A 25,658-nucleotide genomic window follows, 5' to 3' on the forward strand; every position below is an offset into this window, starting at 1 on the left:
AATTAATTATCATTTTTTAGTGCCACAAAATAAACATCTTCAAGGATAGGAAATGCTTTTAGAAAAGTTGCATTAGGTTGTTCATTACTAAAAACTCTTATATTTAGTGTATTATCCTCATTATAACTTGAAGAAATTACAATAAATTCTTTTTCATAATTTTCTAGCTCTTGCCTATCGATAACTTTAGTCCATATTTGACCTTCTAATTTCTGAGTTGCTTCTTTTGGAGTTCCTTTACTAAGAATTTTTCCTCCATTTAAGATTGCCATTTCATTACATAATTCTTTCACATCTTCAACTATATGTGTAGAAAAAATTACCGTATTATTGGTTCCTATTTCTCTTAAAACATTTAAAAATCGATTTCTTTCTGCTGGGTCAAGCCCTGCTGTTGGCTCATCAACAATGATTAATTTAGGATTGTTTAACAACAACTGAGCAATCCCAAAACGTTGTTTCATCCCTCCCGAATAACCATTAACATACTTTTTTCTTACTTCATATAAATTTGTTACTTCTAAAACTTCTTTCACGATAGTTTCTCTTTCTTTTTTTGAAGCAATTCCTTTTAAACGTGCAAAATAATCTAACAAATCTTCAGCAGACATACTAGGATATACCCCAAATTCTTGAGGTAAATAGCCTAATACTTTCCTCAATTCTATCTGATTTTCTAATACATTTATACCATCAAATTCAACACTACCAGAATCAGGTTGTTGTAGCGTAGCTATAGTCCTCATCAAACTTGATTTTCCTGCTCCGTTAGGCCCCAATAAACCAAACATTCCAACTCCAATTTCTAAATTTAATCCATCAAGTGCTTTAACTCCGTTCCCGTAAGTTTTACTTAAATCTTTAATCTTTAGTTTCATACTTTTATTTTTAGGTTCTTTTAATGTCGATTGCTATTTCTAAACTACTATTCTCAATATTATTCCGTTATATGTACCAATTTTTAATCAAAAGTTACAATTTGTCATAAATTATTTATTCTTGGTTTTAAATTAAAAAAAGAATTATCAATTAATTAATTTATTATACTTTTTTTCTTTGTAAAAAAGAATTCCGTTTTAAAAAAATCCTTAACTTTATAACAATCAGTTGATTTTCAAACCCCAAGACATCATGATGAAAAAACTACACCTACTAATTTGGCTTATGCCATTAATCGCTTATTCCCAAACAATTACTGTTGACGACACCAGTAATTCTCCTGCAGATTTAGTAAATTTGTTACTAGGGAATTCTTGTACAGATGTTTCTAACATCCAAATCTCTTCAAGCCAATCGGTTGCATATTTTAACAATAATGCATCTTCATTTCCTATTAACGAGGGAATAATTATTCGAAGTGGAATTGCCAAACATTCAGAAGGAAGTTACACAGGGAATAATTTAGATAGTCAGCAAAACACACAAGGTGATCCTGGATTACAAAACATAATTAATAATCTAGGACAATCTGGAAACATAACCGATGTAGCTTTTTTAGAGTTTGATTTCATTCCTTTATCTTCTAATTTTAGTTTTGACTTCCTTTTTGCCTCCAATGAATACGGGCAATGGCAATGTGCTTCCTTTGATACTTTTGCATTTTTCCTGACCGATTTAACAACAAACACAACAACCAATTTAGCAGTAATACCTAACACGAATACCCCCGTATCTGTTCTAAATATTAGAAATCAAACTTTCAACGGCAACTGTCTATCATCAAACCCTAATTTATTCAGCACCTATAATGTTAACAACCCAAGTGCCTCAACATTAAACATGAACGGTCATACTGTTGTAATGAATGCCTCCGCTGCAGTTATCCCTAACAATTCCTATAGGATAAGACTCGTTATAGGAGATTATCAAGATTATAGATTTGATTCCGCAGTTTTTTTAGCATCAGGAAGTTTTATCACTACTCTAGATCTAGGTCCAGATAACACTATTTGTTCTGGAGATAGTACAACAATAACAACCGGATTAAGTAATACCGATTACACACATACTTGGACAATTAATGGAGGTCCATTGGCAGAAACTAGCAATACTTTAACCGTTACTCAAAGTGGTCTCTATGAAGTTACCGCAACCAAAATAGGCACAAATTGTGTAATTACAGATCAAATACTATTTACAGATTTAGCAGTAAACAGCCCAATAAATTTGGTTGCTTGCAACAACGGTAGCACCAATTATAATTATGATTTAACCAGAAATAATGAAATTTCGCTTGGTATTGATGATGTTATTTATGATGTAGAATATTACACATCTCTAGCTGATGCTACTGCACACATCAATAGCGTCCCACAGGCGCAATGGAATAATTACTCAAGTCCAGGAAATGAGACCATCTATTTTGCCCTACTAAATACCAATTCTGGTAATTTTTGCGATGCTATTTATTCTTTTGACTTATTAATTGATGCACCAATTGCTATTAACACGATAGATCCCATTGAAAATTGCGATTCATCTTCAGGCATTTTCGTCAACTTGACAACTAATACATTAGCAAACAACCCCCAACTCTCTTCAAACTACAATCTTCTTTTTTATGCCACACAAACAGAAGCACAAGCAGGGGCTGGTGGCAATTTTGCAAATCCAAATAATTATGAAGTTACAACTGGAGTTGGAACACAAACCATTTGGGTTAGAGTTGAGTCTTTAACTAATACTCTTTGTTTTGAAATCGCCAGTTTTGAAATCATTACACATCCGTTACCGCTAGTTGACACACTTCCAAATGTAATTGAATGCCAAGATTATACTCTGCCAATTATTACAAATGGAAATTATTTTTCTGCTCCAAACGGTTCAGGAGTTGCCTATAACGCTGGTGATGTTATCGATGTTGGAGGTACCTATTTTATTTTTAATGGCCCAGACGCTAATGGCTGTACTAATGAGTCTTCTTTTCAAATTACATTAATTGATGATTATACTATTCCTTTAAACCATTGTGGTCAATTTGTTGTTCCTAATCCTCCCGCTGGAGCTTTCTATGAGCAAGCTGGTGGACCATTAAATAACTCAAATGTAGTTATTCCTACTGGCACAGTTATAACAACTGACCAAACAATCTATTATTATGCTGATGTTAATGGAACATTTTGCAAAGAAGAGGCTTTTCCACTTATTATTCATCCCTTACCTCCTGTCGATTCGTTAAATGATGTTACTACTTGTGTGAGCTATAACTTGCAACCATTATCAAATGGGAGCTACTTTGACGCATCTGGCAACGCATTGAATGTGGGTGATGCGATCACTACTACACAAGTAATTACTATTATGAATGGACCTGATGCTAACGGTTGTATCAATCGAAGTTCATTCACAATTTTCATAATAAATAATGTTGGAAACCAAACGTCATGTGGTAGCTATACATTACCTAATCTTGATGCAGGAAATTATTATACAGGACCAACAGGAACAGGCACATTAATTCCTGCTCAAACGGTCATAACAACTTCGCAAACAATCTACATTTATGCAAACACGAGCACAGCTCCAAATTGCACAGATAATATGTCTTTCTTTGTTAATATTCTTCCTGTTCCGCCTGTCGATATACTTTCGGATTTCACGGAGTGTGAACAATTCATATTACCATCATTGACGAATGGTAATTATTTTACAGCTCCAAATGGTGGTGGTACAATGCTAAATGCAGGAGATATTATAGATTTAAACGGAAGTAATACTCCGGGTATCTATTATATTTACACACCTGCTAATAGTTCTGGCTGCGACAACCAATCTTCATTTAACATAACCATAAATCCTTTACCATTAGTTGACACTGTTGGTGATTTATATTTCTGCACTCCTTATTCACTACCTGACCCTATAAATGGAGATTATTATACAGAAGCAAACGGAACAGGTACATTAGTAACAACATCTATGGTATTTGAAGAAACAAAAACGTTTTACATTTATAATATTGACCCTAATACGGGCTGTTTTGTAAACATTCCTTTTACTGCTTATTACAATTTTATTGGACTACCTGATTATCCCAATCAAATTGGTTGTGATGTCTTTACTTTAGATGCATTGACACATTCTGCCCCTTTTCCTGATAATTACAACATAGGATATTACTCTCAACCAGGTGGAAATGCTTCAGATCTAATTAATCCGAGCAACTATACGCTTACAAACTCACAAACTGTTTATGTATTTGCTAGTAATGGAGATCGTTTTCCATGCACAGAAGAGAAGAGTTTCACCGTGACTATTTCGAATACACCCGATTTAAATAGTTACCCTATAAATTTTGCATCACTTGATGGGACAAATCATTGCGGGTCATTTACATTACCCACTTTGACACCTACTACCTATACTCTAAACTACTATAGTCAAGCAGGTGGAAACACATCTGATATTATAAACCCTAGTAATTACACATATTCTGTTTTACCTGGAAGTACAAGTCAAACATTCACAGTATGGGTATATGCAAATGCAACAGACAATCCTAATTGTATAGATGAAACACAATTTCAATTCACAGTATATCCTCTTTCTACTTTTGAAGTCGAAGATGGAATAATTTGCGTGCATCCCGAGACTGGAGTTGTAGAAAACACAACTACTTTACAAGTTAGACCAAACGGAAATCTAAACCCCGTGAATTACGACATTGAATGGTATTTGAATGGAATACTAATGGGGAATGGATATCAATATGTAGCAGATCAAACAGGTACATATGACATAGTTCCTGTTCGATTAACACCTGAAAACGCACCTGATTGTTCCTATGCCCCAACGACTGCTACTGTTACACAATCTAGTATAGCTCTTGCAGAGGTTGTATTAACAGATTCTTTTAAAGAAATTGCTATTGCTACTGTGATTGTTAATAGTGGTTTTGGAATATATGAATACCAATTAGACGAAGGAAATTACCAATCTAGTAATCAATTTTATGACGTAAGTTCAGGGGATCATACCATTCATGTGAACGATATTAATGGAAATTGTGGCGATACGGTAATTTCATTTACAATAATTAAATACCCTAAATTTTTCACACCAAACGGTGATGGCTATAATGACAAATGGAATATTTTTGACTTAAAAAATGATGAAACGGCAATCATTTCAATATTTGACCGCTACGGAAAATTAATAAAACAAATTAGCCCAAGTGGTGACGGATGGGATGGAACTTTAAACGGATATTCATTACCTTCTTCTGATTATTGGTTTATAGCAAATTATACCTACAATAATGCTAAAAGAGAATTTAAAGCCCATTTCACGATGAAACGATAATTTAAAAAACGCTTAGCAAAATTAATTGACTAAGCGTTTTTCTTTTATACTTTTAACTTAATTATAATTACATACCAGTCCTAATCGCTTCTACTGGATCTAATTTTGATGCAGAAATTGCTGGAACAATTCCCGATATCAAACCTATTAATGCCGCCAAACCTGTTCCTAACAACATATTTTGTGTGCTTAAGACAAACTCGAAATCTAGAATAGCACTCAATCCGATTGTACACACCCAAACAAGAAACATTCCAACCAAACCGCCAATAACAGAAAGAATAACTGCTTCAAATAGAAACTGAAAAAGAATAAACTTATTTTTTGCCCCAAGTGCTTTCTGAATCCCAATTAAACTAGTTCTCTCTTTAACAGAAACAAACATAATATTAGCAATTCCAAAACCACCCACTAAAAGCGAAAACAAACTTATTCCCCAACCGACCAAATTCATTTGCCCAATTATATTATCTATAAAGTCTGTAAATCCGGAAAGTACATTAATAAAGAAGTTATTTATATCTCCAGGTTTTATACTCCTAATAACCCTCATTTTTTGTATTAATTCAGCTTTAAACTCTTCTATATCTATACCTTTTTCTGGTTTTATTAGTATTACTGGAGTAAGCGTTTTATTATTGTCTCCATACATTCTTCTTAAATAGTTAACAGGAAAAAAAACTGCTACATCATTACTATCTCCAAAGGTAGATTCTCCTTGCTTCTTTAAAACACCAATTACAGAAAACTTCTGTCCATATAGTCTAATTTTTTTCCCAATAGGATCTGTATCTCCAAAAAGTCCAGTAGCTACTTCGCTACCAATAACTATAACTGGTGAACCCGAATTAGATTCTGACTCATTAAAAAACCTTCCGTTTTGTACTTTTATAGGTTCAATATCAATAAACTCATTTGTTGAAGGTTTTACTCGAATAGAATTCACGGTTTTGTCTTCATACTTTATGGTTTCATTCCTTGTAAAAAGATTAAAAGAAATTTTATCCACACCTTTTAATGAGCGCTTTAAATACTCATACTCTTCATAGGTTACATCTGGAAATTGTTCTCTTTTCCAACGTGGAACATCAGATGGACCAAATGAAAAACGAATTAAGTAAACGGTATTCAAATCCATATCACTTAAATCTTCTTTTATTTTTTTATCCATTGAATCTACTGCTGCAAGCACAGCAATAATTGAAAAAATCCCGACTGTAACACCTAATAAAGACAATAAAGTACGTAGTTTATTATTTCGCAATGCATTTAATGCAAAACTCAAACTTTCCTTAAGTAATCTAAAATATAATAACATAATACATGACTGATTATCTTATTAGTAGAACAATGAAAGAGATTGTTACAAAAAAAGAAAAAATTTCTAAACACACTTTCACTTCTTCAAGAAAAAAATTATCTGAAAAATTGAATATCCTATTACTTTTTTTTTAGAAAACACTTAATACAATTATTACAAATAAAAACAACTCTCTCTATAATAGAGTGGTTTGTTGTTTTTATTTCAATAACTCAGGGAAGTTTGCAATTGCCTTTTTATATCTCGGGATAGAAACAGCTTTCACATAACCCTGATTTGGATTGTTTTTTACATAATCTTGATGATAAGCTTCCGCAGGATAGAATTTTTTATTCGCTACAACTTCAACAGAAATCTTTTTAGTATATTTCCCTGACTGATTTAATTTTTGAATATAACTTTCAGCTGCATTTTTCTGTTTTTGATTGTTATAGAAAATAATTGAGCGATATTGCTTACCGACATCATTCCCTTGACCATTTACTTGCGTAATATCGCCAGAATTAAAATACACTTTTAATAATTCATCATAAGATATTATTGCAGGGTCATATGTTACCTCTATTGATTCTGCATGAGAGGTACTACCACTCCCTACTTCTTCATAAGTTGGATTTTTCTGATCTCCTCCTGCATAACCTGAAACCACACTTTTAACTCCTTTAATAGCTTCAAAGATATGTTCTGTACACCAAAAACAGCCTTGTGCAAAAACCACTTTCTCTAATTTTTGATCGGCATGAAATTTTAAAGCTATACCATCGATACAGTATCTTAAACCTGTTGGTTGCGGCCCATCGTTAAAAACATGTCCTAAATGTGCTTCACAACGTGCACAAGTCACTTCATTTCTACTCATACCTTCAGAATTATCTAAGCTAACATTCACACTTCTACTAAAATAAGGAGCATAAAAACTAGGCCAACCTGTTCCTGAGTTAAATTTTTCTGTTTTCCCAAAAAGAGGATTATTGCAAGAAACACAGAGAAAAACCCCTTTTTCTTTCACCTCATTAAATTCATGTGTAAAAGGTCGTTCTGTTCCTTGTTGTCTTGTAATATAATATTGTTCCTCTGTTAGAATAGATTTCCATTCTGCATCAGTTTTGACTATCTTCTGGGTCCAACTAGTATCTATTTCTGTACTCTTTTCCGTCAAACTATTATGATTATCTTTCTCTATTTTCTTTTCCGATTTTTGTGCGCAACATATGATGCTAAACGCAACAGCTAAGCCAACAACCACATTTTTTATAGTTCTCATTGTGTGTGTTTTAAAAATTAATATTTTAACGCTACAATTTTATTTACTACCTCTTGATCAAGTTTATTTGTAATTAATAAAGATAATAAAAGGTTCATAAAATTCAAAATACTCTCATATTCACCAAGCAAAGCTACTACAAACAATTCCTTTATTGTGTTGTCTAGCTTACAATTACGTCTTTTTAGAAAACATCATAAAAAAAGCACAGTCAAATACTGCGCTTTATAATAGTTAAAGATACCCCTATTTTATTTTTTCATTATTGGTTTTGCATATTTTTTCTTATTCTTCACTTTAAATGAATAAATCATCTTATCCATTATTTTCTCATGTTCTTGTTTTTTATCTAATAATGTCCAAGACATAATTTGATAATAATTCTCAATCCCGTTTATGAAAGCTAATTTATAAAAAACATCATATTCTTCAACTTTACTATTAAATCCAATTATTTTAGCATCTAAAGAATGAATGATTGTGTCTTGTATTTTTATATTTTTCATAGGAATTGACTGTTTTAAATTATCAATCATTAGTCTTGTATATCCTCCAAAATCATCTGAATAAATATCGCCCGTCCCTTCTATAGCCAAAGCATATCGAACTTCTCTTTTAGTTTCATCAATAACAATAACATATAATTCTTTAAAAGCATTTTGATACTGCAATGAGGCATCATCATTCAAATTATTAACCTCCGATAAATGATTCGGAACATCTAATGAATAATTTTTCACCTTTACTGTTTGATAGGTCACTGCTTCCTGACAAGAAACAAAACATAATACAACACTGATTAAAAGAAGTACTTTTTTCATTTTTCTAATTTTAGATGAGCTAAAATAGAGAAAAGACAACAATACTTAAAACAAAAAAACTCAAATCTTTAGTAAATATACATTTCTCAATCAAACCCAACTTATACACTAGTTAAATTGAAAATGCAAAATTAAAAACCTAAATAAATATAACAAACTGGTTCTATGATTGCGTCTAATTCATGATTACATATTATTAAATTAGGTTTCAATACTCATTGGCCATTGATGTATTTGCACTTCATTTGAAGGGCTATTCTGTATTTTATTTCTTTCTGAATATTCTTTCATAAAAGCTACCAATTTATTTCTAAACACAACTAAAGCAGTATTAATTGGATTATCAAGACCTCCTGTGAAGAAAAGCTCCTCTTCTATACCTGATAATGGTATAATCGGTTCATAAGGAGCAGAATTTACAAAGGTAAAATAGAACGTTATCATTTCTCCAATTGTTCCTGTATTGGGCAAATATTCCAATAATTCTTGAGCATCAAATTCACTTGATGCATTCGGTATGTGAGTACTTTGTAAACAAGGCGGGAAATTTCCAATAAATGTCATCGCTGGATTAGCCGTGTTATCTAATCTAGAAATTCCGTGTACAGTAATCCTATATAAAACACTAGTCAAAACTTTTATCAAAGCAACTCTAGAATTCATAGTCGGTAGTCCTCTTAAATTACCACCTTCTTTCTTGCTTGATATCAGAATCCATTCTTGCAATTCTTTATCATTAACAACACTATTGTCTGTTGAGTAAGCAGAACGAACAAACTGAGTAACATATTCCTCTACTATATCCCAAACTGAAAGTAGGTATCTAATAATTGGATAACAATCCCAGGATTCAGCAATAGTAAAATCAGCTTCTTGCAACCCTAATTTTTTTATTGTTTCCTTCGGATCATCGTCAAAAAAGTTTCTATTTTCAGCAAATTTGTCAATCAATTCAAGAAACTGATGCGCAGTTGTAATAGAGGTTGGAGGGGCAACATTTTTCCAAAGCAGCAACAAAACATCATTAAATCCAATTAAATGTTTAGACTGAGGAGAAAGAAATTTACTAATTGGATTATTCAAAGAAAAAGAATTATACATTGTCATAACCATCGTTGCGGTTACTAGGTGCCAATGATACACATGACCTAACCAAATTCCATATACCGTAACAGATGTTTTAACAGCTTGCAATGCATATAACCATGTTACGCTAGTAGCTGTATTATAGTCATAAAATTGTTCGCTAGCTCCATTATAACCAGAAACATGAATAGCAAACGGAACGATTCTTTTAGTTACGCTTTCGCGTTTTAACCATGTAAAAGTTGCTGGAGTAAACCGAACAAAACCTTCTGTTTGCTGAGGTTTTAGCGAATTAAAAATCCTAAAATCAATTATATAAAGATTTCCATCCTCATACAATTTATCCATTTCTGCTGTCCAATTTACCAAAAAAAACTCTTTGTAAATCGAAAAATTCTCAGCAGTTACCTTTTGAAGGATTAATAAATTATAAGCAACACCATACCTTGCAATAGTCGGAAAAAACTGCTCAGTAGCTGTTTTCGCATCTGATAATGATTTAGACCATAGCGGTAAAACATTGTCAGATGCCTCATTATATAAATTTCCAAAAGTTGTCCAAGAAAGTGAAAATTGTTCAGGATAATCTAATGACAACGATGTTAAAGGCTCAAATTCTAGAATTTTGCATGGCTCCCCTTCACTTTTCAATTTACTTTCTAAAAACGAAGTACTTCTATAAAGTGAATTATTGTTTTTCTTTACTTCATTCAGTAGTTTATTTATAGATTCTTCTTTTTTATCCAAATCTTTTCTACCGAAGGCAAAAGAATATGCATTTGCCGTATAATTTTTAATAGAATACAGTCTAGACAAACCCCATTTTGATTGTTTTATTTCCCTACTTCTTCCTAATAAATTAACTAATGTTGCCATTACTTCTTTTAGGATAATTGGAAAGGCTGGTACGTTTTTAAAACCAAGTTCTTGCAACGGTAAATGAAGTATTGTCTTTTCATTTACAATATACTTTCTATACAATGTCCAGAGAACAAACCCAACTGCAACAATACAAAGTAGAACTAATAAAATTTTCATGATCAAATAGAATTTGTTTACTTTTCAAAGCTAAATAATCATTCCGTTTTTCTTATGCGTATAAATACCTGTTTTCTTTTATAACAATTACTTAAAAACTTTTTATGAAATCAATACATTTAAAATAAATTTCATCACAGGCTGATCATTAATAAAATGGACGTTAAACATTACTCTTGCTTTTTTATAAAAAACAGCCTATACAAACCGTAATCTTGTCAATCCTTACTTATCTATTTATTCTATTATTTCCACTTTATAGTATATTAAAACACCAATATTATTTGATTTGCTTACTATTTCTAGTATTGACAAACAAAACATTTCCTAAATCATTATATTTATTAAAAATTTCTATGCCTTTAGTTTTCAAATTACTTTCATGGAATCCTAAAATTGTTAAATCAGAAGATTTAGATGTTTCATTAATCAATTGAATTTTATCTACATTTTCATCGATTGGCAACATAATAATATTGTTTGGAGATATTGGCAACCTACCTGTTGTTGTTAGCTGTATTAAACTTTCCTTTTCAATTTCCAAATTAGCCTTATCCACTACGGCAAAAATCTTAATTTCTGATTTTTTCCAATCAGGGTGACCTAAAATAATATAGGAAAGTAGAATCATCAAATTGGCATTCTCAAAATCTTCCTTTTTTATCCATACATGAATTTCACTTCTGTAACCAAAATTACGATCGGAACTAGCTAAAATACATAAATCATAATCAGCTGAAGCTATTAAATTATAATTATCGACAACATCTGTTAACCATTCCGTTGTACCTTTTTTAAATTCAAAGAGCATCATATTATTATTATGTCCTGAAATACCAGGCTGCTGAATTGCTTGAACTATAGCATTAGTATTTGAAGGGCTTATTATAGTTTCTAAAAACACATTAGATTTAGTTGTATTAGCCATTTCGATTAATTTGTTTAATTTCTCATTGGTAATTTGCTTAGTTGCTTTAGAGAAATATCCTTTTTCAAAATGTATATAAGTACCAAAACCATAACGATGAGAAATCCACTTCATCATATCAAAAGCTGCTAATCTTTGAAAACTATCCTTATTTAAACAAATAACCCCTGGTCTCCAATAATCATCAGAACTTTCCTTTTCTGTTTTTTGAAGAAAAACTTGCAAATTTCTACTTAATTGATGAATTACTCCTTGAAAAATATTAGCCATACCTTTCTTATTACTGTTATTAAAAGTAATATAAAAGTAAATACCTACCATTAACAATATTGAGGCCACAGCATAAACGGCATTAACCTTAAACATTAAATAGACACACAAGACCGCTCCTAACAATGAAAGATACCATTTCGATTTAAAGGAAGGCCTATACGAAGGATCTGCTGCAAAATGTTGCATGAATGAAATTAAACATAGAGAACCATAGGTAACCATAAAAAACATTGAGATAACCTCTGCTACAGCGTTTACATCACCCATTAAAACAAAAATTAATGCAATTACACTAGTAATAATAGTAGCATTACGAGGCTCATTATTTTTTGAAGTTCCGGCAGAAATAAAATCATTTACCCTTTCATTTGGTATAACCCTATCAGAACCAATAGCTTGAAGTGTTCTTGGAGCAACCATAAACGATCCTAACGCAGATGAAATTGTAGCTGCAGCTAAACCTAAAGGAATTATTGGTCCCCATAGTGCAATTTTACTCATGATTAATTGATCATTAACTAAATCTTCAGGAGAAACCGAATATGCTAATTTTAAAGCAATAAATATATATATTATCATTCCTACAATGGTTGCTGCAAGCGTTCCCAATGGTATAGATTTTTTAGGATCCTTCAAATCACCAGAAAGTCCCACTCCAGCTGTCATACCAGTAAAAGCAGGAAAAATAATTGCAAAAACAAAAAAGAAACCTTTACTCGAATCTACATTTTGAAATAACAACGTATTGTCATATACATTGGAATAATCTGTAGAACCTAAAAAAAACATTACTAAAGACACAAAAAGAATAGCAACAACTACATATAAAGCTTTCATTCCTAGATCAGCACCTTTTGTAATCATTAAGCCTATAAGTAACAATAACGCTGGAACACTAAAAAACCTATTATTTGTAATTGTATAGCCAAACTCATTACTTATCCATGGCTTTATTGCTTCAAAAGATTCCGCAAAAGCAATAACATAAAAAGCAACACTAATTGCTTGTGATAAATAAAGAGCCAATCCAATTGATGATCCAATATTTAAACCAAATGATCTTGAAATTATGAAATATTCTCCTCCACCTTCGACTTTTTGATTCGTTGCAATTTCAGCTAAAGCCATTGCTGTTGGAATTGTTACCAAATGACCGATCAAAATAATCAATAGTGTTCCCATAAAACCAACCTCTCCCACTGCAAAACCAAACCTTAAAAACATTACAGCTCCTAAAATAGTTGAAATTGCAGTTAAAAAAACTGGTAATGTACCGAAATTAGCTTTTAAAGTTTGTAACTTATTTTCCATCATTATCATCAATTATTTTGCAATTTAAAAACAATAATCAATTAAAAAATGTATTTTTTAACAAAATTTAAAAAACAATAAAGCAGATAGTATAGCAGTGCCTTAAAAACAAAAAACCCTAATCAGTTATGATTAGGGTTTTCAAAAGAAAGGCGACGACATACTCTCCCACAAAATTGCAGTACCATCTGCGCTGTCGGGCTTAACTTCTCTGTTCGGAATGGGAAGAGGTGAGCCCCGACGCAATAATCACCTTAAGAGGTTTCATTGCTTTGAGCAATATTTCTAATTAGTAAATATCTTTCAACATTGAATAATTAGAACAATATCTTAACATATTGAGACAAGAAAATTTATTTTTTATTAGAAAGTGACTCCCTGCACCTTACGGTGCAGGAATACGTACATAAGCTTATGGGTTATTAGTACTACTCGACTATGACATTACTGCCTTTACATCTATAGCCTATCAACGTGGTCATCTTCCACGACCCTTAAAAGAAATCTCATCTTATGGTGGGTTTCGCGCTTATATGCTTTCAGCGCTTATCCCTTCCAAACGTAGCTACTCTGCAGTGCTCCTGGCGGAACAACAGATACACCAGAGGTTTGTCCAATTCGGTCCTCTCGTACTAGAATCAGATCCATTCAAATTTCTAACGCCCACAGTAGATAGAGACCGAACTGTCTCACGACGTTCTGAACCCAGCTCGCGTGCCACTTTAATGGGCGAACAGCCCAACCCTTGGGACCTTCTCCAGCCCCAGGATGTGACGAGCCGACATCGAGGTGCCAAACCCCCCCGTCGATATGAGCTCTTGGGGGAGATCAGCCTGTTATCCCCGGCGTACCTTTTATCCTTTGAGCGATGGCCCTTCCATACGGAACCACCGGATCACTATGCTCTACTTTCGTACCTGATCGACCTGTATGTCTCTCAGTCAAGCTCCCTTATACCATTGCACTCTACGCACGGTTACCAAGCGTGCTGAGGGAACCTTTAGAAGCCTCCGTTACTCTTTTGGAGGCGACCACCCCAGTCAAACTACCCACCAAACAATGTCCCCCACTTTTGCGGGGTTAGGCCTCAGACAAGCAAAGGGTGGTATTTCAACAATGACTCCACAACGCCTAGCGACGCCACTTCATAGTCTCCCACCTATCCTACACATCACGTGTCCAAGGTCAATATTAAGCTATAGTAAAGGTGCACAGGGTCTTTTCGTCCCACTGCGGGTAATCGGCATCTTCACCGATACTACAATTTCACCGAGCTCATGGCTGAGACAGTGTCCAGATCGTTACACCATTCGTGCAGGTCGGAACTTACCCGACAAGGAATTTCGCTACCTTAGGACCGTTATAGTTACGGCCGCCGTTTACTGGGGCTTCAATTCAATGCTTCTCCGAAGATAACATCTCCTCTTAACCTTCCAGCACCGGGCAGGTGTCAGGCCCTATACTTCATCTTACGATTTTGCAGAGCCCTGTGTTTTTGATAAACAGTCGCCTGGACCTTTTCACTGCGGCCAGCATTACTGCTGGCGACCTTTCTCCCGAAGTTACAGGTCTATTTTGCCTAATTCCTTAGCCATGAATCTCTCGAGCACCTTAGGATTCTCTCCTCAACTACCTGTGTCGGTTTACGGTACGGGTACTTATAATCTAAGTTTAGAAACTTTTCTTGGAAGCCCTTAGGCACACTATCCCTTTGTCCGAAGACGCCGAGTACTATCGTATATCACCAAAATCTACGGATTTGCCTATAGATCTTATAGCTAAATACTTCAACGAACTATTCCGTCAGTTCGCGGTGCTTTCATCACTCCGTCATTCCATCACAATTATAAGTAGTACGGGAATATTAACCCGTTGGCCATCGACTTCTCCTTTCGGATGCGCCTTAGGACCCGACTAACCCACAGCTGATTAGCATAGCTGTGGAAACCTTAGTTTTTCGGTGTGCGGGTTTCTCGCCCGCATTATCGTTACTTATGCCTACATTTTCTTTTCTAAATAGTCCAGCAATACTCACATATCACCTTCAACCCAATTTAGAATGCTCCCCTACCACTCCGTAGAGTCCATAGCTTCGGTAGTATACTTATGCCCGATTATTATCCATGCTCGTCCGCTCGACTAGTGAGCTGTTACGCACTCTTTAAATGAATGGCTGCTTCCAAGCCAACATCCTAGCTGTCTGGGCAGACAAACCGCGTTTTTTCAACTTAGTATACATTTGGGGACCTTAGCCGATGGTCTGGGTTCTTTCCCTCTCGGACATGGACCTTAGCACCCATGCCCTCACTGCTAAAAATCATTATATAGCATTCGGAGTTTGTCAGGAATTGGTAGGTGGTGAAACCCCCGCATCCAATCAGTAGCTCTACCTCTATATAACTAATTTAGCGCTGCACCTAAATGCATTTCGGGGAGTACGAGCTATTTCCGAGTTTGATTGGCCTTTCACCCCTACCCACAGGTCATCCCAAGACTTTTCAACGTCAACGGGTTCGGACCTCCACTTTGGGTTAACAAAGCTTCATCCTGCCCATGGGTAGATCACACGGTTTCGCGTCTACCATTACTGACTCAGGCGCCCTATTCAGACTCGCTTTCGCTACGGATCCATACCTGAAGTACTTATCCTTGCCAGCAACGGTAACTCGTAGGCTCATTATGCAAAAGGCACGCCGTCACCCCACGAAAGGGCTCCGACCGCTTGTAAGCGTATGGTTTCAGGATCTTTTTCACTCCGTTATTCACGGTTCTTTTCACCTTTCCCTCACGGTACTGGTTCACTATCGGTCTCTCAGGAGTATTTAGCCTTAGCGGATGGTCCCGCCAGTTTCACACAGGGTTTCACGTGCCCCGCGCTACTCAGGATACCACTATCCTTATCTTCTCTTACTTATACGGGACTATCACCCTCTTTGGTTAACCTTTCCAGGTTATTCTAATTCAATCCAAAAGAAATCTCGTGGTCCTACAACCCCAAAATTGCCGTAACAACTCTGGTTTGGGCTAATCCGCGTTCGCTCGCCACTACTTACGGAATCACTTTTGTTTTCTTCTCCTCCGCCTACTTAGATGTTTCAGTTCAGCGGGTTTGCCTCCTATCGGATACTATGTCTTCAACATAGTGGGTTGCCCCATTCGGATATCTACGGATCAATTCGTGTGTGCCAATCCCCGTAGCTTTTCGCAGCTTATCACGTCCTTCTTCGCCTCTGAGAGCCTAGGCATTCCCCATACGCCCTTATTTTGCTTATTGTACTTGTTTTATCAAGTGTTATATACTATACAACACCCGAAATTTGTGCTTTCTATTATATTTTTATTTTTTCTTTTCTCAATATGTCAATGAACGGTTTTCTAATAATTAGTCCTTAGTAATTAGTAACTAGTTTTCACTAATACTTTTCACTATTCACTATTCACTCGAATAGTGGAGAATATCGGAGTCGAACCGATGACCTCCTGCGTGCAAGGCAGGCGCTCTAGCCAGCTGAGCTAATCCCCCGTTTCTTTAGTGATCAGTTAACAGTTTTTAGTTAACACTACTTAAAACGGTTAGCAAACCTCTAGAATTTCCTCTTAAAACTTTAAAATAGTAGTCCCGGGCAGACTCGAACTGCCGACCCCTACATTATCAGTGTAGTACTCTAACCAGCTGAGCTACGAGACTCTGTTTCTTTAAGTTTTATTGTATTATTTGAACCAACAGCGAGAGTAAATGCTATATAAAACACTAATCTATATCTTTCTCTAGAAAGGAGGTGTTCCAGCCGCACCTTCCGGTACGGCTACCTTGTTACGACTTAGCCCCAGTTACTAGTTTTACCCTAGGCAGCTCCTTACGGTCACCGACTTCAGGTACCCCCAGCTTCCATGGCTTGACGGGCGGTGTGTACAAGGCCCGGGAACGTATTCACCGGATCATGGCTGATATCCGATTACTAGCGATTCCAGCTTCACGGAGTCGAGTTGCAGACTCCGATCCGAACTGAGACCGGTTTTGAAGATTCGCATCATGTCACCATGTAGCTGCTCTCTGTACCGGCCATTGTAGCACGTGTGTGGCCCAGGACGTAAGGGCCGTGATGATTTGACGTCATCCCCACCTTCCTCACGGTTTGCACCGGCAGTCTCGTTAGAGTTCCCGACTTCACTCGCTGGCAACTAACGACAGGGGTTGCGCTCGTTATAGGACTTAACCTGACACCTCACGGCACGAGCTGACGACAACCATGCAGCACCTTGAAAGACGTCCGAAGAAATTACTGTTTCCAATAACGTCGTCTTCCATTTAAGCCCTGGTAAGGTTCCTCGCGTATCATCGAATTAAACCACATGCTCCACCGCTTGTGCGGGCCCCCGTCAATTCCTTTGAGTTTCACACTTGCGTGCGTACTCCCCAGGTGGGATACTTATCACTTTCGCTTAGCCACTCAGATAAAATCCGAACAGCTAGTATCCATCGTTTACGGCGTGGACTACCAGGGTATCTAATCCTGTTCGCTACCCACGCTTTCGTCCATCAGCGTCAATCCATTAGTAGTAACCTGCCTTCGCAATTGGTATTCCATGTAATATCTAAGCATTTCACCGCTACACTACATATTCTAGTTACTTCCTAAAAATTCAAGCCCTACAGTATCAATGGCAGTTTCCTAGTTGAGCTAGGAGATTTCACCACTGACTTATAAGGCCGCCTACGGACCCTTTAAACCCAATGATTCCGGATAACGCTTGGATCCTCCGTATTACCGCGGCTGCTGGCACGGAGTTAGCCGATCCTTATTCCTACAGTACCGTCAAGCCTCTACTCGTAGAGGTGTTTCTTCCTGTATAAAAGCAGTTTACAACCCATAGGGCAGTCATCCTGCACGCGGCATGGCTGGATCAGGCTTGCGCCCATTGTCCAATATTCCTCACTGCTGCCTCCCGTAGGAGTCTGGTCCGTGTCTCAGTACCAGTGTGGGGGATCTCCCTCTCAGGACCCCTACCCATCATCGTCTTGGTAAGCCGTTACCTTACCAACTAACTAATGGGACGCATGCTCATCTTGTACCGTTGGAACTTTAATAATCAGAAGATGCCTTCCAATAATACTATGAGGTATTAATCCAAATTTCTCTGGGCTATCCCCCTGTACAAGGTAGATTGCATACGCGTTACGCACCCGTGCGCCGGTCTCAAGGAAGCAAGCTTCCTCTACCCCTCGACTTGCATGTGTTAGGCCTGCCGCTAGCGTTCATCCTGAGCCAGGATCAAACTCTTCATCGTATATTTTTTATATTGTACGATAAAAACTAGTGTATTTAATTCGCCTCTACTCTCTTATTTTTATAATTTAAATCACTCTAAATTATGCTGTCAATTCAATATGTCTATGAACGTGTCTTTCGTATTTTAAACCTCTAACTCCAAAACTTGCGTCTCTGTGTTAGCGGCTGCAAAACTACAACCTTCTTTTTAATCTCACAAGATTTATTTGATATTTTTTTTATCTTAAATCTCACTCAATATGTATCTGAACTTCGCTTGTTTTGCGGGGTGCAAAGATAATTAGTTTTTTAATTCCGACAAGCTTTTTTTTGAAAATATTTTTTTTCTTTTCTTAAAAACCCAAAACTCTCGTTTTATCTTCATTAATCTACCAAAGAACCTCTGCGGTAATGCGGATGCAAAAGTAGTCACTTTTTAGTAGTTTCCTAATGTTTTTGAAACTATTTTAAAATATATTTTTTAGCACTTTAATTTTCAATTACTTACAATAAAAACTTTTTTTTCACTCACTAAATAACCATCAACAAAAACTAAGCCAACCACATATTCATACAGATTTTCAACATTCCAACACCAGAACACGAAATCTACAAATAAAAACTCACAAAACATTCCCTCATAACAAACCTTAACATCAAACAATAGAAAATTCACCAACTACACCCTAATCATAAACACAACCCTCTTTCCAAACCCTATATAGTCAAAATAATTTATAAAAAAATTCAATTCACATCAATCCCAAGCCTCAGTTTCACCTATTAAATACTCCTTAAACATTAATCAGAAAACAAACCCTCACACTTAACAGTCTTTCAAAACCCACCACCTTCGTGACAAAAGATATATATAATACAGACAACATCATCACATTCTATTCTTACGACATATATCCTATAAATTTAACCACTTAAACAACAATCAAACACACTGATTCCGCATGCAATTTATTAACTCTTTATATCATTTCCATTCTCAAAAAACAACAACACTTCCTTAATAACAAAATCTGTTTTTAAAACACACGCACTTTTTACAAAAAAAACATTAAACAATTAAAAATATCTTTTGAATCTTTTAATAAGTATAACTACTTTTGCAAAACTAAAAACACAATTGAATCTAAGTAACCTACATTATAGGTTAAACAACACAACAAAATGAACTCAGTAAAAAGCATTCAGTCTGCATTAATCTCGGTATTTGACAAAACAGGATTAGAACCTATAGTCAAAGCATTACACAAAAACAACGTTACTATTTATTCCACAGGTGGAACAGAGTCATTCATAAAGGATTTAGACATTCCTGTAGTCGCAGTTGAAGATGTAACTTCGTATCCTTCTATTTTGGGAGGGCGCGTAAAAACACTACATCCTAAAGTTTTTGGTGGAATTTTGAACCGTCAAGACAACCCAACCGACATTGCTCAAATGGAGGAGTTTGGTATTCCACAAATAGATTTAGTAATCGTTGATTTATATCCGTTTGAAAAAACTGTTGCGAGTGGTGCCGACGAAGCCGCTATTATTGAGAAAATTGACATTGGTGGCATTTCATTAATTAGAGCTGCTGCTAAAAATTTTAAAGACACTGTAATTGTAGCTTCTGTAGACGAATATGCAACTTTCTTACAATATTATATAGATGGAAACGGGGCAACTTCAATAGAAGAAAGAAAATTACTAGCTACTAAAGCTTTTCACACTTCTTCTCATTATGATACTGCCATTTTTAACTATTTCAACTCTGATGATACCTACCTAAAAGTTAGTATTGAAAAAGGCAAGACATTGCGATATGGTGAGAACCCACATCAAAAAGGCTTCTTTTTTGGAAATTTTGATGAAATGTTCACTAAATTAAACGGAAAAGACCTTTCTTACAACAACCTACTTGATGTAGATGCTGCAGTAAATTTAATGAGCGAGTTCAAATATGACCAACCTACATTTGCAATCTTAAAACATAATAATGCTTGTGGTATCGCAACAAGAGATACTATGAAAGAAGCATATATTGATGCATTGGCAGGCGATCCTACTTCTGCCTTTGGAGGAGTCTTAATTGCAAATGGGAATATTGACCTAGCTACTGCTGAAGAAATTCATGGTCTGTTCTGCGAAGTTATCATCGCACCATCTTATGACAAAGAAGCTATAGACCTATTAGAAGAGAAGAAAAACAGAATTTTATTAGTAATAAACGACATTGCCTTGCCAGAAAAACAAATAAGAACTTGTTTAAACGGAATTTTGGTTCAGGATAAAAACAACATTACTGATACTAAACAACAATTAAAAAACGTTACCACTACAGAACCTACAGAAGAAGAAATTGACGATTTGATTTTTGCCTCTAAAATTTGCAAACACACTAAATCAAACACCATTGTTTTAGCAAAAAACAGACAACTTTGTGCGTCTGGAACGGGACAAACTTCGAGAGTTGACGCTTTAAGACAAGCTATCGAAAAAGCAACTTCATTTGAATTTGACTTAACAGGTGCTGTTATGGCCAGCGATGCTTTTTTCCCATTCCCTGATTGTGTGGAAATTGCAAACAAAGCAGGAATTACAGCTGTTATTCAACCAGGTGGATCAATAAAAGACGAATTAAGCATTAATTATTGTAATGAGAATAATGTAGCAATGGTATTTACAGGAACACGCCATTTTAAACATTAATTTTATTACATTTGTAGAAACCAAACATTTACTAACACAAAACCCTAAAAAAGCATATGGGATTTTTTGATTTCATGACTGAGGACATCGCAATTGACCTTGGAACCGCAAATACCTTAATCATTCACAACGATAAAGTTGTTATAGATAGCCCATCTATTGTAGCAAGAGACCGAATTACTGGAAAAATTATAGCAGTTGGTAAAGAAGCCAATATGATGCAAGGGAAAACACATGAAAACATTAAAACCATACGCCCACTAAAAGATGGTGTTATTGCAGATTTTGATGCATCTGAAAAAATGATAAGCATGCTTATTAAAAGTATTCCTGCATTAAAGAAAAAACTTTTCACCCCTGCGTTGAGAATGGTAATTTGTATTCCATCTGGAATTACTGAAGTGGAAATGAGAGCTGTAAAAGAATCTGCAGAAAGAGTAAATGGCAAAGAAGTATATCTTATTCATGAACCTATGGCAGCTGCAATTGGTATTGGTGTAGATATTATGCAGCCGAAAGGAAACATGATTGTTGATATTGGTGGTGGTACTACCGAAATTGCAGTAATTGCTTTGGGAGGTATTGTTTGTGATAAATCAGTAAAAATTGCTGGTGATGTTTTTACCAATGATATTATTTATTATATGAGAACCCAACACAACTTATTTGTTGGGGAAACAACTGCTGAAAAAATTAAAATACAAATTGGTGCAGCAACAGAAGACCTAGACAGTCCTCCAGAGGAAATGTCAGTTCAAGGTAGAGATTTACTTACTGGAAAACCAAAACAGGTAGATGTATCTTATAGAGAAATTGCAAAAGCATTAGACAAATCTATTCAAAGAATTGAAGATGCAGTAATGGAAACACTTTCTCAAACTCCTCCAGAATTAGCAGCCGACATTTACAACACAGGTATTTATTTAGCAGGTGGAGGTTCAATGCTTAGAGGACTAGACAAACGAATTTCTATAAAAACGGATTTACCCGTCTATATTGCAGAAGATCCATTAAGAGCGGTAGTTCGAGGAACAGGAATAGCGCTAAAAAACATAAATAAATACAAAAGTATACTTATCAAATAAAATAACATATGCAGCAAATAATATATCTATTCATAAAAAACAGCCATCGTTTGCTGTTTTTGCTGCTTTTAGGTATTTCCTTTACACTAATTATAAAATCACATTCCTATCACAGAAGTAAGTATATAAATAGCGCAAATAGTGTTACTGGCAGTATTTATGAACAGATTAATTCTGCTGAAGAATATTTAAGTCTAAAGAAAAAAAATGAAGTCCTTGCTGAAGAAAATGCAAGATTAAAACAATTGTTATTCAACAAGAAAGACACCTTATTGGACTTCAAAAATATTTCTTATAATGACGCTGATTTTTTTACTGTAAGCAAAGCAAAAGTTATTAAAAACTCCTACAATAAGCAAGAAAATTATTTAACTATAAATTCTGGTGCTAAAAACAAAATAAAAACCAATATGGGAGTTATTAATGAAAGAGGGATTGTTGGAGTGATAGAAGATACATCAAATAAATATGCAACTGTAATCAGTATTTTGAACACAAAATTAAAAACAAATGCTAAAATAAAGAATTCAGATCATTTTGGAACTCTAACTTGGGACGGAAAAAACGCAGGTTATGTTCAATTAGTTGATGTACCAAGACTGGCATCAATAAAAAAAGGAGATTCAATAGTTACAGGTGCAGAATCTGTCATTTTCCCAGAAAATATTCCAATTGGAAAAATTGATAGAGTTTTTATTGATAAGAAAACAAACTACTATACTATAAATGTTAGAGTTTTTAACGATATGACAGCATTAGGATATGTTTATATTATTGAGAATAAAAACAAAAAAGAACAAGAAGCAATAGAACAAGTAACAACAAAAAAATAAATTGAATACAATAATTTTAAACATTATACGTTTTGTATTACTGCTTTTTTCGCAAGTACTACTATTCAATCGTTTTGACACTTTTGGATACCTAAATCCTTTACCCTATATCTTATTCATCCTTCTATTTCCAGTTAATGGAAACAAAAACTTACTATTAATAAGTAGCTTTCTCTTAGGCCTTTTCATAGACATGTTTTGCAATTCTGCAGGTATCCATGCTTTGGCATCATTAATCCTTGCCTTTATTAGACCCAGTTTATTTCGATTTTCATTCGGATTAAGCTATGAATATCAAACAGTCAAAATAGCAGACAAACTATCTACTGAAAGAATAACTTTCATACTTTTATCCATATTTATACACCACCTTTTTATATTCACATTTGAGTTGTTTAGTATCTCATTGTTTATAGACATCATGGTTAGAACACTATTAACAAGTTTATATACACTCATTTTTTGTTTACTAATTATTTATCTAATAAAACCAAGTAAGCGATGAGAAAATTAGTTTTGCCCGTTATAATTATAATTACTTCAATTATATTAATTGCACGTATTTTCTATTTACAAGTAATTGATGAAACTTTAAAATTAAAGTCTGAAAATAATGCCATAAAAAAAGTTTATGATTTCCCAGAAAGAGGCTACATCTATGATAGAAATGGAAAACTCTTGGTTGCAAACCAACCTTCCTATGACATTATGGTTGTGCCAAGAGAAATTAAAAACATAGATACTCTAGAACTTTGCAATTTACTTAATATCACAAAAGAAGACTTTATTCATAAAATCAAAAAAGCTACAATATACAGCCCTAGGCTTCCTTCTGTTTTTCTTTCCCAATTAAACAAAAGAGAGTATGCTTCATTTCAAGAGAAAGAAAGAAAATTTGAAGGGTTTTACACCCAGAAAAGAGCCTTAAGAGATTATCAAATAAATGTAGGAGCAAATGTCTTTGGATTCATTACACAAGTAAATGAAGCAATAATCAACAAAAACCCCTATTACAACAGTGGTGACTTAATTGGAAAGCAAGGTGTTGAACAAGAATATGAAGAAGTTCTTAGAGGTGTCAAAGGCATAAAATATTTACTTAGAGACAAACACAACAAAATAATTGGCCCATACAAAGAAGGAAAATTCGACACACTTTCCAAACAAGGAAAAGATTTAACATTAACTATAGATTATGAACTTCAAAAATATGGCACCGAATTAATGGTCAACAAGCGTGGTGGAATTGTTGCTATCGAACCAAAAACAGGAGAAATTTTAGCCTTGGTTTCTGCACCAACTTATGACCCTGCACTTTTAGTAGGAAGACAACGATCAAAAAACTACACACAATTATATACAGATTCGATTGCAAACCCTTTGTTTGATCGCGGTCTTCTAGCTCAATACCCCCCTGGTTCCCCTTTTAAAATAATAACAGGATTAATTGGCCTTCAAGAAGAAGTAATTACTGAAGAAACTGGTTTCACTTGCCATCATGGTTTTTCCTATGGAGGAGGTCGATTTATGAAGTGTCATGATGCAGGTTTCTCTAGACTAAATAATGGAACGTATCAGTCTTGCAATACTTATTTTTGTAGTGTTTACAGAAACACTATCGATAAATTTAAAAACTCATCTAAAGGAGTAGATGTTTGGTCTGACCATGTGAAAAGTTTTGGACTAGGAAATTATATGGGGACAGACTTACCCACTGGAAAAAAAGGAAACATTCCCACTTCTAAAACCTACAACCGCATATATCCTAACGGTGGCTGGAAAGGATCTACAATCATTTCTAATGGTATTGGCCAAGGAGAAGTATTAACAACCCCACTTCAATTAGCCAATATGATGGCAGTCGTTGCAAACAAAGGTTATTATTACACTCCTCATATTGTAAAAAAAATAAAAGATAGTCCAATTGATAAAAAATTCACAACAAAACACTATTCCACTATTGATCCAAAACATTTTGACCCTATGATTCAAGGTTTGGCAGATGTGTACAACAAAGGAACAGCTAGCTCTTTAAGAGTAAATGGCTTAGAAATTTGTGGAAAAACAGGGACTGCAGAAAACAAAATTAGAGTGGCAGGGAAAACCTATCAACTAAAAGATCATTCCATATTTGTGGCTTTTGCACCAAAGGAAAACCCAACTATTGCAATTGCTGTGTTTGTGGAAAATGGTTATTGGGGTAATAGATATGCAGGACCAATTGCTACTTTAATGGTTGAAAAATATGTAAACGGAGAAATTACGAGAAAAGATTTAGAAAAAAGAATGCTCACAGAGTCTTTAGAAAGTGAATATACCAAAATAGAAAACATTATTTACCAACGTTTTCCACAACAAGAAAAAGCAAAAGACACACTAACCGCTACTATAGCTAGAAAAGAAGAAGACGTAAATTAA

11 protein-coding genes, 2 tRNA genes and 3 rRNA genes are annotated in these 25,658 nt (G+C 34.9%); 5 read left to right on the forward strand and 11 right to left on the reverse strand.

Annotated features, from left to right (window positions below):
- Nucleotides 1–2 precede the first annotated feature (2 nt).
- Nucleotides 3–878, reverse strand: coding sequence for an ABC transporter ATP-binding protein (locus ACZ49Z_RS03920; RefSeq protein WP_464306892.1), 876 nt, complete (start codon nt 876–878; stop codon nt 3–5).
- A gap of 253 nt (nt 879–1,131) precedes the next feature.
- On the opposite strand from ACZ49Z_RS03920, the gene ACZ49Z_RS03925 reads away from it, so the two are divergent.
- Entirely contained in the window at nt 1,132–5,301 is a 4,170-nt protein-coding gene (locus ACZ49Z_RS03925; RefSeq protein WP_464306893.1) for a choice-of-anchor L domain-containing protein, read from the forward strand.
- Between the two features lie 67 nt (nt 5,302–5,368).
- Here the strand turns inward: ACZ49Z_RS03925 and ACZ49Z_RS03930 are convergent, their stop codons facing one another.
- The 10 genes from ACZ49Z_RS03930 to ACZ49Z_RS03975 form a co-directional block, all read right to left on the reverse strand.
- Nucleotides 5,369–6,619, reverse strand: coding sequence for an ABC transporter permease (locus ACZ49Z_RS03930; RefSeq protein WP_464306894.1), 1,251 nt, complete (start codon nt 6,617–6,619; stop codon nt 5,369–5,371).
- A 202-nt stretch (nt 6,620–6,821) separates the two neighbouring features.
- Entirely contained in the window at nt 6,822–7,886 is a 1,065-nt protein-coding gene (locus ACZ49Z_RS03935; protein WP_464306895.1) for a bifunctional methionine sulfoxide reductase B/A protein, read from the reverse strand.
- Nucleotides 7,887–8,137: 251 nt separating this feature from the next.
- The gene (locus tag ACZ49Z_RS03940; protein ID WP_464306896.1) at nt 8,138–8,707 is read right to left on the reverse strand and encodes a hypothetical protein; all 570 of its coding nucleotides are present in this window, start codon (nt 8,705–8,707) and stop codon (nt 8,138–8,140) included.
- A 201-nt stretch (nt 8,708–8,908) separates the two neighbouring features.
- The gene (locus tag ACZ49Z_RS03945; RefSeq protein WP_464306897.1) at nt 8,909–10,831 is read right to left on the reverse strand and encodes a lipoxygenase family protein; all 1,923 of its coding nucleotides are present in this window, start codon (nt 10,829–10,831) and stop codon (nt 8,909–8,911) included.
- A 280-nt stretch (nt 10,832–11,111) separates the two neighbouring features.
- Nucleotides 11,112–13,346 (reverse strand): APC family permease, encoded by a 2,235-nt coding sequence (locus ACZ49Z_RS03950; protein ID WP_464306898.1) that lies wholly within the window; start codon nt 13,344–13,346, stop codon nt 11,112–11,114.
- 144 nt (nt 13,347–13,490) lie between these two features.
- Nucleotides 13,491–13,600, reverse strand: a 5S ribosomal RNA gene (gene rrf / locus ACZ49Z_RS03955).
- 145 nt (nt 13,601–13,745) lie between these two features.
- Nucleotides 13,746–16,617, reverse strand: a 23S ribosomal RNA gene (locus ACZ49Z_RS03960).
- 175 nt (nt 16,618–16,792) lie between these two features.
- Nucleotides 16,793–16,866 (reverse strand) — tRNA-Ala (locus ACZ49Z_RS03965).
- A gap of 91 nt (nt 16,867–16,957) precedes the next feature.
- Nucleotides 16,958–17,031 (reverse strand) — tRNA-Ile (locus ACZ49Z_RS03970).
- Between the two features lie 84 nt (nt 17,032–17,115).
- A 16S ribosomal RNA gene (locus ACZ49Z_RS03975) occupies nt 17,116–18,632 on the reverse strand.
- Together the 16S, 23S and 5S rRNA genes with 2 tRNA genes alongside form the textbook arrangement of a ribosomal RNA operon.
- A gap of 1,163 nt (nt 18,633–19,795) precedes the next feature.
- Between ACZ49Z_RS03975 and purH the strand changes: the two genes are divergently transcribed.
- The 4 genes from purH (at nt 19,796) to mrdA (ending at nt 25,658) form a co-directional block, all read left to right on the forward strand.
- Nucleotides 19,796–21,322, forward strand: a complete 1,527-nt coding sequence (gene purH, locus ACZ49Z_RS03980) for a bifunctional phosphoribosylaminoimidazolecarboxamide formyltransferase/IMP cyclohydrolase (protein ID WP_464306899.1) — start codon at nt 19,796–19,798, stop codon at nt 21,320–21,322.
- A 56-nt stretch (nt 21,323–21,378) separates the two neighbouring features.
- Nucleotides 21,379–22,407, forward strand: a complete 1,029-nt coding sequence (locus tag ACZ49Z_RS03985; protein WP_464306900.1) for a rod shape-determining protein — start codon at nt 21,379–21,381, stop codon at nt 22,405–22,407.
- Between the two features lie 8 nt (nt 22,408–22,415).
- Complete coding sequence (gene mreC, locus ACZ49Z_RS03990; protein WP_464306901.1) at nt 22,416–23,240, forward strand: rod shape-determining protein MreC; 825 nt, start codon at nt 22,416–22,418, stop codon at nt 23,238–23,240.
- Nucleotides 23,241–23,741: 501 nt separating this feature from the next.
- Entirely contained in the window at nt 23,742–25,658 is a 1,917-nt protein-coding gene (mrdA, locus tag ACZ49Z_RS03995; protein WP_464306902.1) for a penicillin-binding protein 2, read from the forward strand.

The sequence above is a fragment of the Flavobacterium sp. KY-23415 genome, from assembly GCF_055384985.1.

What these genes read in the sequence shown, in the direction of transcription:
- purH (WP_464306899.1), top strand. Translation starts at nt 19,796, where the DNA reads ATGAACTCAGTAAAAAGCATTCAGTCTGCATTAATCTCGGTATTTGAC.
- ACZ49Z_RS03920 (WP_464306892.1), bottom strand. Translation starts at nt 878, where the DNA reads ATGAAACTAAAGATTAAAGATTTAAGTAAAACTTACGGGAACGGAGTT.
- ACZ49Z_RS03945 (WP_464306897.1), bottom strand. Translation starts at nt 10,831, where the DNA reads ATGAAAATTTTATTAGTTCTACTTTGTATTGTTGCAGTTGGGTTTGTT.
- ACZ49Z_RS03935 (WP_464306895.1), bottom strand. Translation starts at nt 7,886, where the DNA reads ATGAGAACTATAAAAAATGTGGTTGTTGGCTTAGCTGTTGCGTTTAGC.
- ACZ49Z_RS03930 (WP_464306894.1), bottom strand. Translation starts at nt 6,619, where the DNA reads ATGTTATTATATTTTAGATTACTTAAGGAAAGTTTGAGTTTTGCATTA.
- mreC (WP_464306901.1), top strand. Translation starts at nt 22,416, where the DNA reads ATGCAGCAAATAATATATCTATTCATAAAAAACAGCCATCGTTTGCTG.
- ACZ49Z_RS03940 (WP_464306896.1), bottom strand. Translation starts at nt 8,707, where the DNA reads ATGAAAAAAGTACTTCTTTTAATCAGTGTTGTATTATGTTTTGTTTCT.
- ACZ49Z_RS03950 (WP_464306898.1), bottom strand. Translation starts at nt 13,346, where the DNA reads ATGATGGAAAATAAGTTACAAACTTTAAAAGCTAATTTCGGTACATTA.
- mrdA (WP_464306902.1), top strand. Translation starts at nt 23,742, where the DNA reads ATGAGAAAATTAGTTTTGCCCGTTATAATTATAATTACTTCAATTATA.
- ACZ49Z_RS03985 (WP_464306900.1), top strand. Translation starts at nt 21,379, where the DNA reads ATGGGATTTTTTGATTTCATGACTGAGGACATCGCAATTGACCTTGGA.
- ACZ49Z_RS03925 (WP_464306893.1), top strand. Translation starts at nt 1,132, where the DNA reads ATGATGAAAAAACTACACCTACTAATTTGGCTTATGCCATTAATCGCT.